Here is an 18,697-nt window from a genome sequence, read left to right as displayed (position 1 = left end):
GGTCAAGATGCGGCGCCCGCCCCTGGTGGCCGGTCGGCGGCGCCCTCCCCTCGTAGCCGGTCGGCGGCGCCCGCCTTCGGTGGCCGGTCGTCCTCCGCACCGGCTTCGGCCAGGACTCCGAGCGGCACCGGTCGCGCCAACAGCCTTCGCGCGGGGATCTGTTCGCAGCCGGCGAGGCCCGCGACGCCGGCTTCGCACATCCGCCCCTGGCACCATCCCATTCCGGCGCGGGTGAGCAGTTTGACCGTCCGTACGTCACCGGCGCCGAGGTCGCTGACAGCCTCGCGGACCCGGCCGGCCGTGACCTCCTCACACCGGCACACGACGGTCTCGTCGGTGACCTGCTCGGCCCAGTGGACCGGCGGTGCGTACACGGCGTCGAGCGCGGCCGCGAACGAGCGCGCTCTCGACCGGACCCGGACCGCGCGGGCCGCCGGGCGCGGATCGGGTTCCAGGCCGCGCAGCCGCGCGGCCACCGAGCGGCCACCGAGATGCCCCTCGGCCAGGGCGAGTTCGGCGCCGCCGATCCCGGTGGCCTCACCGGCGGCCCAGACCCCGGGCACATCGGTGCGCTGCTCGTCGTCCACGTGGACCTTGGTGGCGTCGAGGCGGCAGCCGAGCGCTTCGGCGAGATCGGTGTGCGGGACCATTCCGTGTCCGACGGCGAGCGTGTCGCACGGGATGCGGCGCATGGTCCCCGGCCGCACCCGCCCGTCGGGACCGAGCGCCGCGACGGTGACGGCTTCGAGCCGTGCCTCGCCGTGGGCTTCCACGACGGTGTGCCGGGGGACGAAGGGGATGCGGTGGCGCAGGAGCCGGGCCGCGTACGAGGCCCCTTCGGCGATCTTGCCCGGCTCGGCCGCGAGGGCCCCGGCCGCGCGCAGCAGCCTTCCCGGATCGAGGGACTCCACGAGCGCGACCACCTCGGCCCCGGCGGCGGCCAGTCCGGTCGCCACGGGCAGCAGCAGCGGTCCGCTTCCCGCGACGAGAACGCCGCGGCCCGGCACGACGAGACCGCCCTTGAGCATGGCCTGGGCCCCGCCCGCGGTCACGACTCCGGGGAGGGTCCAGCCGGGGAAGGGCAGCACCTTCTCGTAACCGCCGGTGGCGAGGAGTACGGCGTCGGCGCGCACCCCGACCGAGCGTTCCTGGAGCGGTCCGAGAAGGGCGTGGACGGTGAATCCCGGGCGGGCGCCGTCCGTCGTCCCGGTCCGTTCGACCGTCCACACGTGATGGTCCGTCACGTACGTGACCGAGCCCGCCTCCAGGTGCGCGGCGAGCCCGCGTTCGAGCCGCTGCCAGGTGCGCCACCGGTGGTGCAGCGCGCCGGGCCGCCGGGCGCCGAGGCCGCTCGCGGGCCGCCGGTAGAACTGCCCGCCCGCGCCGGGGGCCGCGTCGATCAGCGTCACCCGCACCCCGTGCGCCGCGGCGGCCAGGGAGGCGGCGAGACCGGCGGGGCCCGCGCCGATCACCGCGAGACGGTGGGGTCCGTCAGTCATCGTGACCGGTGCCTTCCTGCGTGCGGACGCTGTCGCCGGGCGCCAGCGGGACCAGACAAGCCCGTTGGTCGGGGCGGTCGTTGACGGTGACGAGACAGTCGAAGCAGACGCCGATGCCGCAGAAGACTCCGCGGGGACGGCCCCCGTCACGGGTGCCGCGCCACGAGGTGATGCCCTCGGCCCACAGCGCGGCGGCGACGGTCCGGCCGGGCAGCACGTCGATCGCCCGGCCGTCGAGGGTGACGGTGAAGGCGGGCCCGGGTTCGGCCCGCACGAGATCCAGGGGGTTCACGCCGTCTCCTCGGGAAAGCGGTCGGGCCGGAAGGGCGTGAGGTCGAGGCCGGGTGGCCTTCCCGCCAGGACCCGCGCGATCAACTGCCCGGTCCCGGTGGACAGTCCGATGCCGGCCCCCTCGTGCCCGCAGGCGTGGAAGAGACCGGGGGCCCGTGGGTCGGGGCCGATGGCGGGCAGATGGTCGGGCAGGTAGGGCCGGAAGCCGAGGTAGGTCCGCAGGGCGCGCACGTGCGCGAGGAACGGGAAGAGCCGGGTGGCTCCGGCGGCCAGTTCCCGCACGACGGGCAGCGAGAAGGACCGGTCGAAGCCGACCCGTTCCCGGCTGGCGCCGATCAGGATCGGACCGGCCGCGGTCCCCTCCACCACCGGCGACGTCTGGAGCGCGGCCGAGTCGCTGGCGACGTCGGCGACATAGTCCGCGGCGTACACCTTGTGGCGCACCCGGCACGGCAGGGGCTCGGTGACGAGGACGAATCCCCGGCGGGGCAGGACGGGGAGCGTGACGCCCGCGAGCGAGGCCACCTCGGCGGCCCAGGTGCCGGCCGCGTTGACGACGGCGGGCGCGTGCACCTCACCCCGGTCGGTGCGCACCCCGAGGACCGGGCCGCCCCGGGCGTGCAGCACCTCGGTCACGGTGCGCCCGGTCAGCAGCCGTGCGCCCGAAGCCCGTAGAAGATGCGCGGCGGCCAGGGCCGGCATCACCTGGGCGTCCTGCGGATAGTGCACCGCGCCCGCGAGGCCCGGAGCCAAGTACGGTTCCAGGTCGTGCAGTTGACCGGCTGCGACGGCTTCGGCCAGCACACCGGCCGTCCGCTGGCCCGCCGCGAACCTCTCCAGCGCGGCCAGGCTCTCGGGGTCGGCCGCCACGACGACACCGCCCTTGGCCTCGTACTCGACCGCCTGCCCGTGGTCCTGCGCGAGCTCGGCCCACAGACGCCCGGAGAGCAGGGCGAGGTCGAGTTCGGGTCCGGGTTCCTTGTCGGAGACGAGCAGATTCCCCTCCCCCGCGCCGGTCGTGCCGCCGGCCACGGGGCCTCGGTCCACCACGACGACGTCGAGGCCCTCGCGAGCCGCGTACAGGGCACAGGCCGCACCCACCATTCCGGCTCCGACGACCACGACATCGCAGGTAACAGGCTGACTCACATCAGTACCATGTCACATATCGCAGGGAAGAGCTGTGGGTCCGACGGAAACGGCCCCACTTGGCACCGCCTGGCACCGTCTGGCGCCAAGTGGCACCACGGGCTTGCCTATGGCGCCATAGTGGTGCCACGATGTCGTCATGGACCTCACTCCGTATGTCGACACCCTGCGCCGAGAACTCGCGGTGGCCGCCGAGGCCGGCGGGGAGGAAGCCCGTGAGCTGGCCGAGCGGCTCACCGCTCCGCTGGAGTCGGCGACCCGTCTGACCATGCTCAACGTGCTCTCCGCCGCGATGGACGAGATCACCCGCGAGCTCGCCCCCGGCTCGGTCGACGTACGGCTGCGGGGGCTGGACCCCGACTTCGTCGTGACACCACCTCCCTCCTACGCCGGCACCACCGAGGCGGCGGAGGCACCCGCCGAACCGTTCAGGGCCCTGGCCCCCGGCGACGGCGACGAGGGGGGCACCGCCCGCGTCAACCTGCGTCTGCCGGCCCATCTCAAGGCGCGCGCCGAGGAGGCCGCGAACCGCGAGGGACTGTCGGTCAACGCCTGGCTGGTACGGGCCGTCTCGGCCGCGGTCGACGGCGGAACCCGGCCGCGCGCGACCGGCAGGACCCGCACGACAGGACAGAGCTTCACGGGCTGGGTGCGCTAGCCGCACCCGCACCCAAAGCCCGCGACTCCATCCGCATCCGCACCACTTCACCCACACCGCGTCCCACCTGCGGGGACACCACGGGGACGCCCCAAGGACTCACGAGGACGGAACAGCCATGCCTTCTTTCGACACTCCCGAGCCCATCTCGGTCACCGCGGAGGTGGCCGTCGGTTCCATCCGTCTCACAGCGGGCGACCGCGCCGACACGGTCGTCGAGGTGCTGCCGCGCGACCCGAAGCGGGACAAGGACGTGCGGGCCGCCGAGCAGACCGAGGTCGTGTACGCGAGCGGCGTCCTGACGGTCAGGACCAGGAACCGGCCCCTGGTCGGCCCCAGCGGCCTCGTCGACGTGACGGTCGGCCTGCCCACGGGCTCCCAGGTCGACATGAGCGGCTCCTGGGCCCAACTGCTGGGCGAGGGACGGCTCGGCGAGGTCCGGGTGAACACTTCGGGCGGCGACGTCCGCCTCGACACCACCGGTCCGCTGACGCTGACCGTGTCGCACGGCCTGGTCATCGTGGACCGGGTCGAGGGCCCGGCCGAGATCACCAGCAGCACGGGCAACGTACGCGTCGGCACGGTCGAGGGTTCCGCCGTCCTGAAGAACGCGCACGGCACCACGACCGTCGGCACGGTCACCGGCGAGACGCGGATCAGCAGCACGAACGGCGGCGTCGACATCGCGCGCGCCGGGACGTCGGTCAGCGGCACCAGTACCAACGGACATCTGCGCCTCGCCGAGGTCGCCGGGGGCGAGATCCGGCTGGAGACCTCCAACGGCTCCATCGAGGTCGGCATCCGCCGGGGCGTCACCGCCTGGCTCGACGTCACCTCCAACCGCGGACAGGTAAGGAACCTGCTCGCCGAGTCGGAGGCGCCGGAACAGACCGAGGGCACCGTCGCCGTCCACGCGCGGAGCAACTGGGGCAACATCGACATCCTGCGGTCCAAGCCCTGACCTGGCGTGACCCGACCTGCGCAGGTCACGGGCCGGACCGGTTCCACCGAGCACCGAGGCGCCCTGCCCGAGGGGCTCGGGCAGGGCGGTCCGGGGCCTGTCAGATCCGGCTGTCGGCGGCCGTGTCGGCGGACAGCCGCTGGGCCGCGTAGATCGGGATCACCGAGAGCAGGACGAGCACGGCGGCCACGACGTTCACGACCGGCGCCTGCTGCGGCCGGGTCATGTTGTTGAAGATCCAGATCGGCAGGGTCTCGATGCCGGGCCCGGCCGTGAACGTCGTCACGACGATCTCGTCGAAGGACAGCGCGAAGGCGAGCAGTCCGCCGGCCACCAACGCCGAACGCACCATCGGGAACGTGACGTCCACGAAGGCCCGGAAGGTGTCCGCGCCCAGATCCATCGCCGCCTCCTCGTACGTCCCGGACGTACGGCGCAGTCGCGCGACCACGTTGTTGAAGACGACGACGATGCAGAAGGTCGCGTGACCGACGATCACGGTGAACATGCCGAGACCGACGCCGAGGGGTTCGAGCACCGTGCTGAACGCCGAGTTGAGCGCGATGCCCGTGACGATGCCGGGCAGCGCGATCGGCAGGACGACCACGAAGGAGACGGTGTCCCGGCCGAAGAACCGGTGCCGGGCGACGGCGAACGCGATCAGCGTGCCCAGCACCAGCGCGATCGCGGTCGCGCCGAGACCGGCCTTGACCGAGACCCAGACCGCGGCGCGGGCACCCTCGTTCGCCCAGGCGACCGACCACCAGTGGACGGTGAGCCCGGACGGCGGCCAGCTCGCGCTGCGGTCCCTGTTGAAGGAGTTGACCAGGACGAGCGCGAGCGGCACGTAGATGAACGCGAAGCCGAGCCCGGCGGCGGCGCGCAGCGCGATGCGCGCGGGACGGGAGAGTTGCACAGCGGGCTCCTCAGAGACTGCTCAGGGCGCCCGTGCGGCGCATCGCGAGGAGGTACATCACGATGACCACGACGGGGACCGTGCCGAGCGCGGCGGCCATGGGCAGGTTCAGTTCGATGTTGGAGTAGACGACGTTGCCGATGAGCTGGGTCTTGCCGCCGACGATCTGCACGGTGATGTAGTCGCCGAGGCTGAGCGAGAAGGTGAACACCGATCCCGCGGCCACGGACGGCAGCACCATCGGCAGCACCACCGAACGGAAGGTGCGGCTCGCCCGGGCCCCCAGGTCCGCGGACGCGTCCAGCAGGTTGGCGGGCAGCTGCTCCAGCGCGGTGTGGATCGGCAGGATCATGTACGGCAGCCAGAGGTAGGTCAGTGCGAGGATCGCGGCCACCAGGCCGTAGCCGGGGCCGCTCAGTCCGAGGGGCTTCAACACCCAGTCGGCGAGGCCGCCTTGGGACAGGATCAGCCGCCACGCGTACACCTTGACGAGGTAACTCGCCCACAGCGGCGTGAGGATGGCGACGACGAGCAGCGGGCGCCGCGCGGGCTTGGCGATGCGGGCCGTGTAGAAGGCGATCGGGAACGCGATCACCGCGCACAGGACGGTGACCGCGAGGGCGACGCCGATGCTGCGCAGGATCACCTGCCGGTACACGGGCAGCGTGAACAGCTGGTGGAAGTTGTCGGTGGACCAGACCTTCACCACCTCGGAGGTGAAGGAGTCCGTCGTCCAGAACGCGGAGACGAACAGCACGGCGAGCGAGCCGAGATAGAGCACCGTGAGCCAGAGCAGGGGTGCGGTCAGCAGCAGGGACAGCCGCAGCCGGGGGCGCCGGTGCAGTGTCCCGGCGAGCCGCCGGACGGGGGAACGTCCGGCGGCCTGCGCGGTGGTGGTCATCGTCGGGTCAGCCCTTGATCTCGGTCCATGCCTGGACCCACTTCGCGTACGGGACGCACTTGACGTCGGTGCGGCCGTCGAGGCACTGCTCGATGGGCGTGTTCCAGAACGCGATGTTCTTCCAGTAGCTCTCGTCGGTGGCGTGGAAGGTGTCGCAGAAGGTCTTGTCGCTGGTGTACCGGCACGCCTCGGAGTTGGCGGGTGCCTCACCGAAGTACTCGGCCACCTGGGCGTTCACCTTCGGCGAGATGATCCAGTCCATCCACTTGTAGGCGCAGTTGGGGTGCTTGGCCTTGGCGGAGATCATCCAGGTGTCGGACCAGCCCGTGGAACCCTCCTTGGGCACGACCGCCTTGACCTTGGCGCCCTCGCCGGCCGCGAGGTTGGCGATGACCTGCCAGGTGGTGCCGACCACGGAGTCGCCGCTCTTGAAGGCGGAGATCTCCTTGAGGTAGTCGCTCCAGTACTCGCCCACGTTCGCGTTCTGCTTCTTCAGCAGGTCCACCGCGGCGTCGAACTGCTTCTGGTCGAGCGCGTAGGGGTCCTTGATCTTCAACTCGGGCTTGGCGGACTTCAGATAGAGCGCCGCGTCGGCGATGTAGATCGGCGAGTCGTACGCGGTCACGTGGCCCTTGTTCGCCGAGGCGTCGTCGAAGACGGCGGACCAGGACGTGGGGGCGGGGGTGACCTTCTGGGTGTTGTACATCAGGAGGTTGGCGCCCCGGCCGTGCGGGATGCCGTACATCTGGCCCTTGACGGAGTTCCAGGCGCCCTTCTTCAGGCCGCTGAAGACGTTCTTGTAGTTGGGTACGAGGTCGGTGTTGACCGGGGCCGCGTCGCCCGAGGCGATGAGGCGCAGGGACGCGTCACCGGAGGCGGAGACCGCGTCGTACTGCCCGGTCTTCATCAGCTTGACCATCTCGTCGGAGCTGGCGGCGACCTTCGAGTTGACCTGGCAGCCGGTCTGCTTCTCGAAGTCGCCGACCCAGTCGACCTTGGGGTCGTTGGAGCCGTCCTCGACATAGCCGGCCCAGGCGATCAGGTTGACCTGTCCCTCGGACTTGCCGAGCTCCTTCTGGGCCTTGAGGTCCGGCGGGTTGAAGCCGGTGGCCCCGGAGGAGCCCGAGCCGGACGATCCGCAGGCGGTGGCCGCGAGGAGCACCGCGACGGCGGCGGCGGCCTTGAGGGTAGGGGTGAGGCGCACGGCGTACTCCATACGTGACGGGAAACTGAGCGGGGAGGTCAGCGGGGGTCGGGGACCTGGAAGGTGTGGCGGCGGTGCCACCGGAGCCGGACCCTGGTGCCGCGCAGGGCGGCGACGTCCTCGGAGGAGGTGTCGAGGTTCTGCTGGAGGGCGGTGAGCCGGCCGCCCGCGTCGAGGTCCACCAGGAAGCGGGTGGCGTCGCCCAGATAGACGACCTCGGCGACGGTGCCGGTGGCGGTGGAGTGCTCCGGTCCCGCGGTGCCGGTGGTGCCGCCCGCGTCGGCGGGCTCCGCGTCCTTCGCGTCCTTCGCGTCCTTCGCGTCCTTCGCGGGGTCCGGGGACTCGGCGATGACCCGGATCTTCTCGGGCCGGATGCTGTACGTGCCCGGGGCGCCGACGATCTGCTGCGCCGAGGGCCCCTCGATCAGGTTGGACGTGCCGACGAAGCCCGCGACGAAGGCGGTGGCAGGACGTTCGTAGATCTCGGCCGGGGTGCCCACCTGCTCGATGCGGCCCTGGTTGAAGACGGCGATGCGGTCGCTCATCGTCAGGGCCTCCTCCTGGTCGTGCGTGACGAACACGAAGGTGATGCCGACCTCGCGCTGGATCGCCTTGAGTTCGACCTGCATCTGCTCGCGCAGCTTGAGGTCGAGGGCGCCGAGGGGTTCGTCGAGCAGCAGGACGCGGGGGCGGCCGACCAGGGCCCTGGCGAGGGCGACGCGCTGGCGCTGGCCTCCGGAGAGCTGGCTCGGACGGCGTCGGCCGAACCCCTCCAGCCGTACGTCGGCGAGCGCCTTGCGGGCCCGGACCAGGCGCTCGGCCTTGGGCACCTTGCGGACCTTGAGCCCGTAGGCGACGTTCTCCTCCAGGGTCATGTGCGGGAACAGGGCGTAGTCCTGGAAGACGGTGTGCACGTCCCGTTCGAACGGGGCGAGACCGGTGACCTCCTGGCCGGCGAGTTCGATCCGGCCCTCGGTCGGGCTCTCGAACCCGGCGATCATGCGCAGCACGGTCGTCTTGCCGGAGCCGGACGGGCCGAGCATCGAGAAGAACTCGCCGTCGGCTATCTCCAGATCGACTCCGGCCACGGCGTTCGTGTCACCGAACGCCTTGCGCAGGCCCTGGAGCCGGATCGCCTTTGCCTCCATGGGCGGGGAACCTTTCTGGTGCGGTGGTGCGTTGCAACACTGACTGGAAAGATATGAAGTCATAGTTCAAACCTCAAGACCCCTTTAGAGTAAAGGTTGAGTCAACGCACAAGGTGGTGACCGTGAAGCAGCACAAAGTCGACGGCGTCCGCAGAGCCGTCTTCACTCCCGTGGACAACCGCGCGCGCGTCGAGACGGTCGTGCACCGGATCGGCGACGCCATCGAGCTCGGGCTGCTCGCCGACGGCGAGCAGCTGCCGGGCGAGATGGAACTGGCGGGGCAGCTCGGCGTGTCCACGGTCACCCTGCGCGAGGCGCTGATGGCCCTGAGACAGCAGGGGCTGGTCACCACGCGGCGCGGGCGCGGCGGCGGCAGCTTCGTCTCGCTGCCCGAAGTCCCCGGCCAGGAGCGGCTGTTGACCCGGCTGGCCGGCTGGAGCACCGAGGAGCTGCGCGATCTGGGCGACCACTGGGCCGCCCTGTCAGGGGCGGCGGCCAGGCTCGCGGCCCAGCGGACCGAACCGGACGACCTCAAGGCACTGCGGCGCACCCTGGACGACCTGGCGTCGGCCGAGGACGGCGCCGCCCGCAGCCGCGTCTACGGCCGCTTCCACGTCGAGCTCGCCGCGGCGGCGCAGTCCGCCCGGCTGACGCGTGAGCAGGTCGTGCTCCAGACGGAGGTGGGCGCCCTGATGTGCCTGGTGCTCGGCGACGACGAATATCGTGAAGAAGTGGCGGACCGTCACCGCTCCGTAATCTCGGCCGTGCAAGATGGGGCCCACGATTCGGCCAGGGCACTGGCCGAGCGGTGCGTACTGGACTCGACGGCACGGCTCATCACGCTGCGGCTGTCGATGCCGCGTGCCGTGTCAGGTCAGCGTCCACTGGAGGGCACCCATGCGCAGGAGCCCCGGCACGGTCGGCGCGACGGCGACGCTTGACGTCTCCGCCGAGGCGGCCGTGGCCGCGCAGGTCCGCCGCGCCCTGGAGGCCGTGTTCGACACGGTCGCCGAGATCCGGGCCGACACCACCGCGCTGCTCACCCGCGTCGCCGCCGGGGGCCGCCGCCCCGCGAGCGTGGATCTGGCGGCACTGCGCCCGGGACTGCATCTGCGGCTCACCCGGCAGGAGCTCGTGTCGGGCGCCGGGTTCGTGGCCGCGCCGGGCCTGCTCGGTGACGTACCGGCGTGGCTGGAATGGTGGCAGCAGGGCTCCGACGGGAGCGTACGACCGCTGCTGCTCGACCTCGATCCGGAGCACTCCGCGTACTCGGACTACACGCACTGGGACTGGTTCGCGCTGCCCCGCGACACCGGACAGCGCGCGGTCGCCGGGCCCTACGTCGACTACCTCTGCTCCGACGAGTACAGCCTGACGCTGTCCGCGCCGGTCCATATGGACGGCCGGTTCGTGGGGGTGGCCGCGGCCGACGTGTACCTGCGGCACTTCGAGGGCGCGGTCGTCCCGCTCCTCCAGCGGCTGCCCGGAGCCGCCTACCTGGTGAACGCGCGGGGCCGGGTGGCCGCGTCGGCCGACCCGGCGCACCTGGCCGGATCCCTCACCAAGGGGCCCGACTTCGGGGCCGTGCTGGCGGGGGCCACGAGCACACGGCACGAGGACATGCGGCTCGTCCCCTGCGACGGTGTGCCCCTCGTCCTCGTGATGCCCGCGTCGTCGTGACGCCGGCCGCGTGATGCCTTCGTCCTCGTGATGCCGGCCGGCTGAACGGACCCGGCCGCGCACCGACGTCTCACCCCGGGCCGAGCCCTCCGGCCTGCGAGGTCGACGCGCGTCACACGGCCCGAAGCTGCGCCGCCCCGTTGCGCGTCGTACGTGCCCTGCGCGGTCCGCCCGTGACCGGCCGGGCCGTCTCGCGCAGCACCAGGGTCATCCGCGCATAGCCCATGTCCTGGAGGGTCCTCGGGGTGTCGTCGACGATCCGGCAGTCCGTACGGCCCCAGCGGGGGTCGGGGTGGACCAGCGGGCGCACGGCGCCGTCGTGCTCGACCCCGCGCGGTCCGACCGCCTCGATCCAGTGCGGCAGGCCGTGCCGGTAGGCGGCGTCCATGATCGGGTCCTGGGCGATGTCCCGGCGGATCGCCTGGAGACCGCGGTCCTGGCCGTTGCGCTCCACCGCCGCGGCGAAGTGCGCGAGCATCGGCAGGCACCATCTCGACTCGTGCTCACCGAGAACCGACCCCGCGTCCGGATGGAACAGGACGAAGCGCAGGAAGTTGTCGCCCGGCATGGCGGTCGGATGGGCCCCGACACCGTCGAAAAGTGTCTGGAACGCGGCGTTGGACAGGACGACGTCCCAGCGGTGGTCGAAGACGACGGAGGGGAAGGGCACGGCCTCGATCAGCGTGGCGTAGTCCTGGAGATACGCCTGCGCTTCGAGACTCTCGGGGACAGGTCGCGGCTGGGACCGCTGCCTTCCTGCCTGGTACGCCATCGGGAGGTCACCCCTCTTGCCTCTGCGGCCTTCACGCGGCGCCCCGATCCTGATGCCCCGGGGACTTGCGTGTCAACTATCGTGGCATTTGGCGCTTGTTGACGGCTGAATCTCGCCACAGTTGTGGCGAGACCTGGATGTGAGTTCGAGCGACGGGCTAGGCTCCGGTTGGTCCCCGGCCTTCTCGCCGGGTTGTTCCTGACCCTCGTGTCCGCATGGTTCCCGAACTTCGTGAGAGCCACCTGAGAGAGACGTAGGAGATCTGTCGGTGACGGATGGCTTCGAGGTTCCGTGCGCCACGGCGACGGTACTGCTCCAGGCCGTCGTGGCCCGGGTCACCGCACTCGCCGACCGGCTCGGTGTGCCGCACGCCGAAGTCTTCGACGTCCGGCGGCTGTCGGCCGAGTCCGGTGTCCCCGAAGCCGTGGCGAAGGCCCTGCTGTCCGGCCGCCCCGCCGGTGAACCCGACCTCCAGGCACGCTTCTTGCAGCGCCTCGACCTGCTGCGGCGCACCCGGCTCAAGCCCAACGGCCGGCGCTACACGCAGCAGGAGATAGCGGACGGCGCCGGCATGTCCCGCCAGCAGGCGGGCGCGCTGATCAACGGCGACCGGCGCCCCACCATGGAGCACTGCGACGCCATCCAGCGCTTCTTCCGGGTGCACGCCGGATTCCTCACGGCCGAGGACTCCGAAGCGCTCGTGGGCGCCCTCCAGCGCTCGGAGCAGGAACTCCTGCAACGGCTCGCCGACCGGGAGCGCGCGGCGGCCTCCGTCGCCCACGATCCGCTCGAACGGCTGCTCCTCGACCACGGCGTCCGCGGAATCGCCTGGCGGGCGGCGCAGTTGCCCACCGACCAGCACCGGGACAAGGTCGCGGAATGGCTGGACATGCTCCTGGAGAGCGTCAAACGGCCCGAGTCGTGAGCCGGGGGAGATCAGTGGGCATCGGAAGGGAAATGCGCCGCCTGTGCGGCGAGCTGGTCGCGGAGCTCTCGCTCCCGGCACCGGCGGCACCCGCCGACCTCTACACCGCGCTGTGCGGCGCCATGAGCAGGCGCCGCGGCCGTCCCGTCCAGTTCCGTACGGCCGCCTTCCCGCCCGGCACCGCCAGCGGACTGTGGCTCGACATGGCCGAGCAGGATCTGGTCGTCATCGAGGAACGCACCGCGCCCGACCACCAGTTGGTCATCCTCGGCCATGAGCTGTGGCACATGAAGGCCGGGCACTGCACCCAGCACGTCGAGGGTGCCGCCGTCGCGGCGCGCTTACTGGGCGACGGGGCCGACCTTCAGGCCACCGTCCTCAAAGTCGCGGCGCGCACCCGCTTCGACCTCGCCGACGAGCAGGAGGCCGAGAGCTTCGGACTTCTGCTCGCCAGCAAATGCCGTACGTGGCTGGCCGGTTCCTCGCTGCGTGGCCCGGTGCAGCGGCACGGTCTGGCCGGCCGCATCGAGGCCTCCCTCGGCTGTCGCGGGCCGCGAGGCTGAAGGTCCCGGGGCCATGGACGGATCCAGCTACTACATCCCGGCCGTCGCCATGGGCGCGGCGATCGCGTTCAAGGGGCCCTCGCTGCTGCGCGGCTGGCGCGACCCGCTGCTGCGTTCGGTGGGCGTGCTGCTCGCCCTCGCGGGCCTGGTGTTCCTCTTCGCCGCCCCGCCCACCATCGCCGCGGTCAACGACATCACCGGGATACCCAACGTCTCGGCCCCGATCGTCTACTGCCTGCTGAGCGCCTACAGCGCCTCCTGTCTGGTGCTGATCATCAACTGGCGCGGCGGGCCGCCCGAGGAGACGCGGCGCCTCTCGCGCCGCTGGATCCTCGGATACACCGTGGTCGGCGTGGCGCTGATCGTCCTGTTCGCGCTCGGGGACGCCTCCGAGGAGCGGCTACGCGACCTCGACACGTACTACGCCAACACGCCCTTCATCCGCGAGATGATCGTCCTCTACATCGCCTCGCTCACCGTCGCCGGTGTCGCGATGAACGTCATGTGCTGGCGCTGGGCGATCCAGGTGCAGGGCCGGCTGCGTGCCGGACTGGTGATCATCGCTTTCGGCTCGCTGTGCAACATCCCTTACGCGGCAGCCAAGTTCACCGCGGTGGTCGCCCGCTGGAACGGCACGGACCTGGACGGCCTCAGCACCAACGTGGCCCCCCTGCTGGCCTCGGCCGGGGCCCAGATCACCGCCGTCGGCTTCTGCCTTCCCCTGGCCTGGCGCCGTATCGAGGACATCTGGAACACCTGGTCGGCCTACCGCAGGCTCGGGCCGCTGTGGCGCGAACTGAAGCCGGTCTCCGTGCCGGAGGACCGCGCGGTGCGGATGTCCTGGTGGTCGCCCGCCGAACTCCAGGTCACCCAGCGGGAGTCCGACATCCATGACGGGATGCTGAGCCTCTACCCCTACTTCGACTCCGAGGTGCGCTCCCGGGCGTACGGCGCCGCGGTGGCGGCGGGTTCCTCCGCCACCGAGGCGGACGCCGAGGCGGACGCCGCGATGGTGACGGTCGCGGTGCGGGCCAGGGCGGCCGACCCCGAGGGCCGTGTCATCAGCTCGGCGGAGACGGCGAACGCGTCGCCCGCGGCGGGAGCCACGTTCGCGCACACCGACGGTCGCCGCGACCTCGTACGCATGTCCGACGCGCTCCGTCACTCCCCGGTGGTCGCGGCCGTTCGGGGCCGGTCCGCCGCGATCACCGGCCCCGGACACGAGACCCGCGAACGAACCGGCTGACCGGCGCTGTTCGCGGGCGCGGCGCCTCAGGTCGCGCTGCGTTCGCTCGCCTCGCGCAGGTCCCGCTCCACCGAACGGTTGCGGACGCTGTCCGGCTGCCCCACCGCCGTGCCCGGGCGCCCGGCGCGCAGCAGTTCCCGCCAGCGTTCGCGGCTCCAGTCGGCCGCGCTGGTGGTGGCCGTGAACTCCTGGACCAGGGCAAGGAAGCGTGCCGGATCGCTGTGGAAGGGGAAGTGTCCGGCTCCCGCGAAGATCTCCAGACGGCTGCCCGGCATGGCCGCGTGCGCACCGTGGGCGTGCCGCACCGGCACCACACTGTCCCGGTCCCCCCAGAGCAGCATGGTGGGCATGCCCTCGGTGAGGTAGCAGCGGTCGAGCATGGTGACCGCCTGCCCGCGCCAGTCGACCACGGCCCGCAGGGTCCGGACGAACGCGCTGCGGGAGGTCGCGTCGGGCAGCGCGTCCACGAGGTGCAGCAACTCCGGTGCGTCCTGCGCCAGATCGGTGTCGAGCAGCCGCATCAGCCGCAGGAAGAGCCCGACGTTGACGCGCATGCCGGGCAGTCGCAGCGCGGAGAGCATCAGATGGGCGCCCGGCAGCGACACGGCACGCAGGACCGGGTTGACCTCTCCGCCGACGCCGCCCGCGCTGACCAGGATCAGCCGCTCGGTGCGCTCGGGGAACTGGTAGGCGAACTGCATCGCCACTCCCCCGCCCAGCGAGTGCCCGACCAGGGTGGCGGACTCGATGCCGAGTGTGCCCAGCAGATCGCGTACGCCGTTGGCGTAGGCGGCCACCGAGTAGTCGGCGCGCGGCTTGTCGGACTCGCCGTGGCCGAGCAGGTCGGGCGCGATCACGGTGTGGGTGCGGGCGAGATCGGGAATCAGCTCCGCCCAGGTCGCCGAGGAGTCGCCTATGCCGTGGATCAGGACGAGCGCCGGGCCCTGTCCCGCCATCCGGTAGGCGCGCCGATAGCCGTGCACGAGACGGTGGTGCAGACGCAGTTCTCCGTCACCGACCGGACGCAGTCGCGCGGTGCGCCGCGGCTGCCGGGGCTGTACGTCGACCACGGGCGGAACCTCCGTTCCCAGGCCGCCGTGAGGGCGGCTCCCGAGCCGCCCTCACGGCGGCCTGCGAGACCGTCCGGCGGACGGCCCGAGCTCCTCCGTCCAGCCTAGGGGCCCTGTGCCACCTGGGGTTTCCGGGAGGTTTCGCCTCCGCTAAGCGAGCGAACCTCCCCGGCCGGAAACCGGATTGTCAGTGGTGGACGGCAAGCTGGGGTCAGGACCAGTGTCACGACAAGCCGACCAGGGAGCGCCGTCCGATGCCGACCGCCGTACTGACCGACCACGAACGCGCCGCCGTGCAGGCCTACCTCCGCCTCCTCCAGACGGTGCGAGCGGCTTTCGACGGCCCGCCGGACGACGGCCGGCCCCCCGTGGTCCCGCCCGCCGTCCTCGCCGAGACGGAACGGGCCCTGAAGGCGGCGGGCCTCGCGGGCAACGAGGACGCGTTCTTCGCGCTGTTGCACTCCTGGTGCCCTGCGCCCGACCGGACCTGACAAGGGGTCAGCCTCCGCGCCGGGCACCCGGGCGGCGGTCCGCGCGGTCGCCGGGCCGGCCGACGCCGGCCACAGGACGTACGGCTATGGGTGCGGGACGTACGGCTACGGGTGCGGGACCGTGACCGCTGTCGCGACCAGGCCGCCCCGAGCCGCCCAGCGGCCGGCGAACGTCCGGACGGGGACACCGCCCACCACGGGCCCGGGGACGAGGAGCCGGGCGCTGAGGGCTCCCGAGATGCCCTCGGTGCCGCGTGCCGGGTCCAGCGAGATGGTGATGTCCGCGCCGGAGAAGTCGAGCCACTTGCCGGTGAGCGGGAACCACGCCTTGTAGACCGACTCCTTGGCGCTGAACAGGAGCCGGTCCCAGTGGACGGCGGGCTCCCGGGCGCGCAGCCGGTCCAGGCGGTCCGACTCCGCGGGCAGGACGACGGCCTCCAGGACGTCGTCGGGGAGCGCCAGATGGGGTTCGGCGTCGATGCCGAGGGAGGCGAGATCGCCGGCCCGGGCGAGCGCGGCGGCGCCGTAGCCGTCGCAGTGCGTCATGCTGCCGATGACCCCGGCCGGCCATCGCGGGGCCCCTCGCTCGCCCGGCAGCACGGGCCCCGGGGGGACACCCAGCTTCTCCATGGCACGCCGGGCGCACACGCGTACGGAGGCGAACTCGCGGCGCCGCTTGCCCACGGCGCGGGTCAGGACCGCGCGTTCCTCCGGGTACAGCCCCGCCTCTCCCGCCGGGTCGTCACCGTGGCTCTCCACGACCACGACCGACCCCGGAAGCAGTTCCTCCATCACCGGCTCTGACCTCCATCGGCAGGATGCGGCGCAGCGCGCCGGGCGGTCCCGGTCGCGTACGCCATTCTCGCGGATAGCCCACCGACACCTCCTCGAACCGGACACCCTCGTGCCAGGTGGTCCGGGGGATGTGCAGATGTCCGTAGACCATGGTCTCGACGCGGAACCTGCGGTGCCAGTCGGCGGTCGCGGAGGTGCCGCACCACATGGCGAACTCGGGGTGCCACAGGACGTCCATCGGGTGGCGGTCCAGGGGGTAGTGATTGACCGGGACGACCGGCAGGCCGTCCGGGACCGCGGCGAGGCGGCGCTCGGTCTCGGCGACCCGGTCCCGGCACCAGGCCTCGCGGCTCGGATACGGGTCGGGGTGCAGCAGGTACTCGTCCGTGCACACGATGCCGGTCCCTTCGGCGTACGCGAGCCCCTGTTCCTTGGTGGCACAGCCCTCGGGCAGGAAGGAGTAGTCGTACAGCAGGAAGAGCGGGGCGATGACGACGGGGCCGCCGGGACCGTTCCAGAGGGGGTAGGGGTCCTCGGGCGTGACGACGCCCAACTCCCGGCACAGGGTGACCAGATGCTCGTAGCGGGCCACTCCGCGCAGTTGGACCGGGTCCTTGGGATGCGTCCACAGCTCATGGTTGCCCGGCACCCAGACGACCTTGCGGAAGCGGGCGGCGAGCGTCTCCAGGGTCCACCGGACGTCCTCGGCGATCTCGCCGATGTCACCGGCCACCAGAAGCCAGTCCTCGTCCGTCTCGGGACGCATGTCCTCGACCAGGGCGCGGTTCTCGGCGTAGCCGATGTGCAGGTCGCTGATGGCCAGCAGATTTCCTGCACCGCCGTCGGTCGCCCGCACGCGCCACCTCCGTAGAAAGCCGATACCGACACAACAGCACACGCTCCGGCCGCCGGACAAGGAGGCCCGGGCGGCGGGCGGGCGAATCCGTAACATCCCCGTAGCAGCATCGGGGTCGCGCGACCCTTATGATCGCCCCAACACCTCCGTTCGAGCCTGCTGTGGCGTGCGACGGCTCGGTGTACCTCCCCTACCCCTGGCCGGGCCCGGCCCGCTCCGCCGTGCCCGCGAACCCCGAATGGTGGCTTGCATGGGCTCTCGCGTACGCGTCTGGCTCAACCGCACGTACGCGGAGAACGTGTTCTTCATGGACCAGCTGCGAAATAATCCGCAGCACCGCGCGGTCGAGATCCACGCCACCCACGGTGACGCCGACTCCCCCGTGCTGGCCGCCGCCGACACCGCCGAGCCGGAGCCCGAGGGCCTGTCGCCGCGCGCCTACGTCGAGTACGCCCTCGACATGTGCGCACGCCGTTCCGTCGACGTGTTCGTGCCGGTCCTGCACCAGGACGCGATCGTGGCGCAGCGCGCCGAGTTCGCGGCGGTCGGTACGGCGCTGCTGGCGCCGCCCGCGGAGGCGGTCGCGGTCTTCCACGACAAGGCCGTCGCGTACCAGGCCGTGGAGGCCGTGGGCATCCCGGTTCCTCCGTGGTACCGCGTACGGACCGTCCACGAACTGATCACGGCGGTCGAGGAGTTGGAGGCGGCGGGCCAGCGCGCGTGCTTCAAGCCGGCGGCCGGCGCGGGCGGTGTGGGCTTCCGGGTGATCACCCGCACCCCCTTCTCCCTGATGCACCTCACCGGCTTCCCGAGCGCGTACGTGCCGCTGGATCTGGTGGTGGAGGCGCTGCGCACGGCCGAGGAGCCCGTCGACTGGCTGGTGATGCCGCACCTCGGACAGCCGGAGGTGTCGGTGGACTGCCTCACCGGTCCCGACGGCCGGGTCCGCATGGCCATCGGCCGCACCAAGAACGGCCGTCGTCGCGGGTTCACCCTCGACGACGCGTGGATCGCGCCCGCCCGTCTCCTCGCGGAGGCGTTCGGGCTGCACTATCTGTCCAACATCCAGTTCCGCATGTTCGGCGACGAGCCGGTACTGATGGACGTGAACACCCGTCCGGCGGGCGGGCTGCACCAGATCGCCCAGTGCGGGGTCAACGCCCCTTGGGCGGCTGTGCAGTTGGCGCTGGGCGAGGAGACGGGCGAGGTGGTCCCGCCGTTCCTCGGACCGGACTACACGGTGGTCGCGGGACCCCGTCCCGTGCGTCCGGTGTCGCTGCCGGCACAGCGGACCGAGCCGGGCGTGTCCGCTCTGCCGGTGCTGCCCGCCGTACCGTCGCAGGCCACGGACTCCCCGTCCCTTCCGTCCGCTCCGATCGAGACGACGACCCCCTCGATGCCGGTTCAGACCGCCGTCACCGCAGTCGGCACCCAGGCCGCCACGGCCGCGGGCGCGGCGATCGCCCCGGCGTAGTACGGCACGGAGCCACCCCTTTACCGGTCTGGACCAATTCCCGCGCAGTGTCTTGACAGCGGGATTGGTCCATACCAACTTGGTTGCGCACCTCTCTG

General features: G+C 71.8%; 20 protein-coding genes. 9 read left to right on the top strand and 11 right to left on the bottom strand.

Features of this window, described 5'->3' with window-relative positions; translation table 11 throughout:
- Positions 1 to 2: 2 nt before the first annotated feature.
- The 3 genes from ACZ4AA_RS35520 to ACZ4AA_RS35510 are packed head-to-tail and all read right to left on the bottom strand — an operon-like array spanning position 3 to position 2,939.
- Complete coding sequence (locus tag ACZ4AA_RS35520) at positions 3 to 1,499, bottom strand: FAD-dependent oxidoreductase (protein ID WP_467611870.1); 1,497 nt, start codon at positions 1,497 to 1,499, stop codon at positions 3 to 5.
- Positions 1,492 to 1,791 carry a (2Fe-2S)-binding protein gene (locus ACZ4AA_RS35515; RefSeq protein ID WP_467611868.1) on the bottom strand — a complete coding sequence of 100 codons (300 nt, stop codon included), beginning with the start codon at positions 1,789 to 1,791 and terminating at the stop codon, positions 1,492 to 1,494. Before ACZ4AA_RS35515 ends, ACZ4AA_RS35520 begins: the two co-directional genes overlap by 8 nt.
- Entirely contained in the window at positions 1,788 to 2,939 is a 1,152-nt protein-coding gene (locus ACZ4AA_RS35510; protein WP_467611865.1) for an NAD(P)/FAD-dependent oxidoreductase, read from the bottom strand. Before ACZ4AA_RS35510 ends, ACZ4AA_RS35515 begins: the two co-directional genes overlap by 4 nt.
- A 139-nt stretch (positions 2,940 to 3,078) precedes the next feature.
- Between ACZ4AA_RS35510 and ACZ4AA_RS35505 the strand changes: the two genes are divergently transcribed.
- Together ACZ4AA_RS35505 and ACZ4AA_RS35500 are read left to right on the top strand one after the other, a co-directional pair.
- Positions 3,079 to 3,597 carry a hypothetical protein gene (locus tag ACZ4AA_RS35505; protein WP_467611862.1) on the top strand — a complete coding sequence of 173 codons (519 nt, stop codon included), beginning with the start codon at positions 3,079 to 3,081 and terminating at the stop codon, positions 3,595 to 3,597.
- 118 nt (positions 3,598 to 3,715) lie between these two features.
- On the top strand, positions 3,716 to 4,558 hold the full coding sequence (locus ACZ4AA_RS35500; RefSeq protein WP_467611859.1) for a DUF4097 family beta strand repeat-containing protein: 843 nt from the start codon (positions 3,716 to 3,718) through the stop codon (positions 4,556 to 4,558).
- A 100-nt stretch (positions 4,559 to 4,658) separates the two neighbouring features.
- Here the strand turns inward: ACZ4AA_RS35500 and ACZ4AA_RS35495 are convergent, their stop codons facing one another.
- From ACZ4AA_RS35495 to ACZ4AA_RS35480, 4 genes are read right to left on the bottom strand one after another with little or no spacing between them, the layout of a single operon-like run.
- The gene (locus ACZ4AA_RS35495) at positions 4,659 to 5,474 is read right to left on the bottom strand and encodes an ABC transporter permease (RefSeq protein ID WP_467611856.1); all 816 of its coding nucleotides are present in this window, start codon (positions 5,472 to 5,474) and stop codon (positions 4,659 to 4,661) included.
- 10 nt (positions 5,475 to 5,484) lie between these two features.
- Positions 5,485 to 6,375 (bottom strand): ABC transporter permease, encoded by an 891-nt coding sequence (locus tag ACZ4AA_RS35490; protein ID WP_467611853.1) that lies wholly within the window; start codon positions 6,373 to 6,375, stop codon positions 5,485 to 5,487.
- Between the two features lie 7 nt (positions 6,376 to 6,382).
- Positions 6,383 to 7,591: an ABC transporter substrate-binding protein gene (locus ACZ4AA_RS35485; RefSeq protein ID WP_467611850.1), complete on the bottom strand. Its 1,209-nt coding sequence runs from the start codon at positions 7,589 to 7,591 to the stop codon at positions 6,383 to 6,385.
- A gap of 26 nt (positions 7,592 to 7,617) precedes the next feature.
- A complete protein-coding gene (locus tag ACZ4AA_RS35480) occupies positions 7,618 to 8,727 on the bottom strand; it encodes an ABC transporter ATP-binding protein (protein ID WP_467611847.1) in 1,110 nt (369 codons plus the stop codon).
- 122 nt (positions 8,728 to 8,849) lie between these two features.
- On the opposite strand from ACZ4AA_RS35480, the gene ACZ4AA_RS35475 reads away from it, so the two are divergent.
- Both ACZ4AA_RS35475 and ACZ4AA_RS35470 read left to right on the top strand, forming a co-directional pair.
- Positions 8,850 to 9,668, top strand: coding sequence for a FadR/GntR family transcriptional regulator (locus tag ACZ4AA_RS35475; protein WP_467611844.1), 819 nt, complete (start codon positions 8,850 to 8,852; stop codon positions 9,666 to 9,668).
- Positions 9,625 to 10,407 (top strand): PDC sensor domain-containing protein, encoded by a 783-nt coding sequence (locus tag ACZ4AA_RS35470; protein WP_467611841.1) that lies wholly within the window; start codon positions 9,625 to 9,627, stop codon positions 10,405 to 10,407. The genes ACZ4AA_RS35475 and ACZ4AA_RS35470 overlap by 44 nt, the downstream gene beginning before the upstream one ends.
- A 112-nt stretch (positions 10,408 to 10,519) precedes the next feature.
- On the opposite strand, the gene ACZ4AA_RS35465 is transcribed toward ACZ4AA_RS35470, so the two are convergent.
- Positions 10,520 to 11,179: an MmyB family transcriptional regulator gene (locus ACZ4AA_RS35465; RefSeq protein ID WP_467611838.1), complete on the bottom strand. Its 660-nt coding sequence runs from the start codon at positions 11,177 to 11,179 to the stop codon at positions 10,520 to 10,522.
- Between the two features lie 268 nt (positions 11,180 to 11,447).
- Here ACZ4AA_RS35465 and ACZ4AA_RS35460 point away from each other — a divergent pair, with 268 nt between their 5' ends.
- From ACZ4AA_RS35460 to ACZ4AA_RS35450, 3 genes are read left to right on the top strand one after another with little or no spacing between them, the layout of a single operon-like run.
- On the top strand, positions 11,448 to 12,104 hold the full coding sequence (locus tag ACZ4AA_RS35460; protein WP_467611835.1) for a helix-turn-helix domain-containing protein: 657 nt from the start codon (positions 11,448 to 11,450) through the stop codon (positions 12,102 to 12,104).
- Between the two features lie 32 nt (positions 12,105 to 12,136).
- Positions 12,137 to 12,667, top strand: a complete 531-nt coding sequence (locus tag ACZ4AA_RS35455) for a toxin-antitoxin system, toxin component (protein WP_467611916.1) — start codon at positions 12,137 to 12,139, stop codon at positions 12,665 to 12,667.
- A 13-nt stretch (positions 12,668 to 12,680) separates the two neighbouring features.
- Positions 12,681 to 13,913, top strand: a complete 1,233-nt coding sequence (locus ACZ4AA_RS35450) for an MAB_1171c family putative transporter (RefSeq protein WP_467611832.1) — start codon at positions 12,681 to 12,683, stop codon at positions 13,911 to 13,913.
- Positions 13,914 to 13,939: 26 nt separating this feature from the next.
- Here the strand turns inward: ACZ4AA_RS35450 and ACZ4AA_RS35445 are convergent, their stop codons facing one another.
- Complete coding sequence (locus tag ACZ4AA_RS35445; protein ID WP_467611829.1) at positions 13,940 to 14,983, bottom strand: alpha/beta fold hydrolase; 1,044 nt, start codon at positions 14,981 to 14,983, stop codon at positions 13,940 to 13,942.
- A gap of 254 nt (positions 14,984 to 15,237) precedes the next feature.
- Here ACZ4AA_RS35445 and ACZ4AA_RS35440 point away from each other — a divergent pair, with 254 nt between their 5' ends.
- Complete coding sequence (locus tag ACZ4AA_RS35440) at positions 15,238 to 15,474, top strand: hypothetical protein (RefSeq protein ID WP_467611826.1); 237 nt, start codon at positions 15,238 to 15,240, stop codon at positions 15,472 to 15,474.
- Positions 15,475 to 15,579: 105 nt separating this feature from the next.
- Here ACZ4AA_RS35440 and ACZ4AA_RS35435 read toward each other — a convergent pair whose 3' ends face one another.
- Positions 15,580 to 16,269, bottom strand: a complete 690-nt coding sequence (locus tag ACZ4AA_RS35435) for a 4'-phosphopantetheinyl transferase family protein (protein ID WP_467611824.1) — start codon at positions 16,267 to 16,269, stop codon at positions 15,580 to 15,582.
- Positions 16,217 to 17,125, bottom strand: a complete 909-nt coding sequence (locus ACZ4AA_RS35430; protein WP_467611821.1) for a metallophosphoesterase family protein — start codon at positions 17,123 to 17,125, stop codon at positions 16,217 to 16,219. The genes ACZ4AA_RS35435 and ACZ4AA_RS35430 overlap by 53 nt, the downstream gene beginning before the upstream one ends.
- Before the next feature lie 250 nt (positions 17,126 to 17,375).
- On the opposite strand from ACZ4AA_RS35430, the gene ACZ4AA_RS35425 reads away from it, so the two are divergent.
- A complete protein-coding gene (locus tag ACZ4AA_RS35425; protein ID WP_467611818.1) occupies positions 17,376 to 18,599 on the top strand; it encodes an ATP-grasp domain-containing protein in 1,224 nt (407 codons plus the stop codon).
- The last annotated feature ends 98 nt before the right edge of the window (positions 18,600 to 18,697 follow it).

The sequence above is a fragment of the Streptomyces sp. NPDC024698 genome, from assembly GCF_055559015.1.
Note: the sequence above shows the minus strand (reverse complement) of the source record. Positions and strands in the feature narration are given on the sequence as shown.